The 1827-nt window shown below is 45.6% G+C and carries 2 protein-coding genes and 2 pseudogenes; 1 reads left to right on the forward strand and 3 read right to left on the reverse strand.

Annotated elements, in window-relative coordinates; all coding sequences use genetic code 11:
- Positions 1 to 128 (forward strand): annotated as a pseudogene (locus ACS72_RS17840) (esterase); the annotation flags it as partial.
- 226 nt (positions 129 to 354) lie between these two features.
- On the opposite strand, the gene ACS72_RS00070 reads toward ACS72_RS17840, so the two are convergent.
- From ACS72_RS00070 to ACS72_RS18295, 3 genes and pseudogenes are all read right to left on the reverse strand, one after another.
- Positions 355 to 696: a hypothetical protein gene (locus tag ACS72_RS00070; RefSeq protein WP_306386927.1), complete on the reverse strand. Its 342-nt coding sequence runs from the start codon at positions 694 to 696 to the stop codon at positions 355 to 357.
- Positions 697 to 730: 34 nt separating this feature from the next.
- Positions 731 to 901 (reverse strand): annotated as a pseudogene (locus tag ACS72_RS17030) (transposase); the annotation flags it as partial.
- A gap of 76 nt (positions 902 to 977) precedes the next feature.
- Positions 978 to 1827, reverse strand: an 850-nt coding sequence (locus ACS72_RS18295) for a sporulation protein YqfD (RefSeq protein ID WP_212771639.1), incomplete at its 5' end; no start/stop codon positions are given.

Below are 1827 nucleotides of genomic sequence, written 5' to 3' on the forward strand. Positions count from 1 at the left end.
TGCATTATCATGATTATACCGATCAGACGCATGGCTTTATTAATCTGACCAGTATTTCAAGACGCGCCAAAAAGAATGTAATTGCAATGAGTAAACACTTCCGTAAGTTCTGGGATAAGCATAGTTAAAAATAGCTCTCTGTATAGAGAGTAATAAATCAAATCTCAATTAAGGTGTTTCACGTGAAACACAAGTTTTTACTTTTTATGTACCTTGGCTTCAGGAACGACCAGTTTGAATTTAGGTACATAAAAGCTTTGTATATATTTAGCGCGGGAAAAATCCGGGAAAATTGATTGAGTATTTTGCTACTCTACCTGAGCGAGTTTGGATAGATAGCCTCGGAATTGCGGGCTAAACTGATAGTGCATTGTTGTACGTTCCGCTTTGGATGAGGCTCTTAGCACTAGCCAAACCGTATACAAATCCGGAACAAGCAGCCGACAGATCAAATGCCGCGGCACCTTTTGCACCCAATTTGTCCTGCAAGATGCAGGCTGTCGATGGGAACGAAGAATCCGGAGTAATGGTTGCAACAATAATCAGATCAAGATCACTGCCTGTCATGCCTGCAGATTCAAGGGCTTTAATAGCCGCTTCATATGCCAGATCAGAAGTTGCCTGATCGGGTGCAGCGATGTGACGCTCTTTGATTCCTGTACGACTGACGATCCACTCGTCATTGGTATCGACCATTTTCTCCAGATCGCTATTTGTCAAAATTTTCTCAAAAGCGTTCGGGTAAGTCTCGCCATGGAATACCTGAACGATACCGATACAATACTGCTTCAACAAATAGCCTGTTATCTTTGGCAGTTACTCCAACAGTACTCGCACGTCCAGGCAACAGATCCTTAATCTGCTCCCACTGATCATCTCTTAATGCATAGCGTTTAGTCATGAAAAAATAATGAGGACAGGTTAGATTTTCTCAAGCTAATTGATGAAAGGCTCTAATTAAAAACGTGGAATATTGATCAAAGATTAGCCGTGGAAAGTGAAAAAGCATAAAAAAGCCCGAACTGGGATGCTCGGGCTATAAAATTGAAACTATAGCGTTGAAATTTCACAAGAAATATAAAACATTTTGTATAACATACCATGGACGACAACGCAAACAAAACTGCCACAAAAAACAGCATACCCCCAAGAAAGAACTTCCTCCGCAATAAACGGGCCGCAAAAAAGGGGAAACCGCTGCGATGGGTTACTTTCACCCTGCAGCCTGTCCGTTTCAACATAGGACGCAACCTGAAAAAATGCGGCAGCAGAATATTCATCTCTGCCACGCGTCCATCGTGAGCACGCAGGTCCCAAACTTCCAGTCCCTGCTCTGCCACCGTGTTGATTAATGTTTCAATGTCTCCCCCAGTGACCGTGATTCGGACTGCTCCCCGCAGTTTGTACAGACTGGGCTGCTTCATCCGTTCCCCTCCACTCCATTCATATGAATATCCAGAAAGCGCCCCCCAGCCGGTGATGCGATAGAGTTCAGTTGATGGTGTCACTGCAATCAGTGGCGCGAGCGTCTCGGGAATATCGCTGGTACGGTTTTTCTCGGTAAACCCCCAGGAAGGCTCTCGTCCTTGCTCAATTGCGGCCCGCTGAAAGCTCGCTGACAGCTCCGGACTGTAATTAAATCGCGGCTGGGTCACGAACCACCCCTTACGATCCTTACGGAAGATTTTGGATTCTGCCTCGAGGTTCAACAACGCCTGGCGCAGCGTCATACGTTTAATGCCCAGCAGTTCTCCCAGCTCTCTTTCTGAAGGGAGTTTTCCACCCGGCGTGGTGATGCCATCTTTCAACCACCGATCCAGTTTCTCT

The sequence above is a fragment of the Acinetobacter sp. VT 511 genome, from assembly GCF_001077515.1.
GTDB lineage: Bacteria > Pseudomonadota > Gammaproteobacteria > Pseudomonadales > Moraxellaceae > Acinetobacter > Acinetobacter schindleri.

What these genes read in the sequence shown, in the direction of transcription:
- ACS72_RS00070 (WP_306386927.1), bottom strand. Translation starts at nt 696, where the DNA reads ATGGTCGATACCAATGACGAGTGGATCGTCAGTCGTACAGGAATCAAA.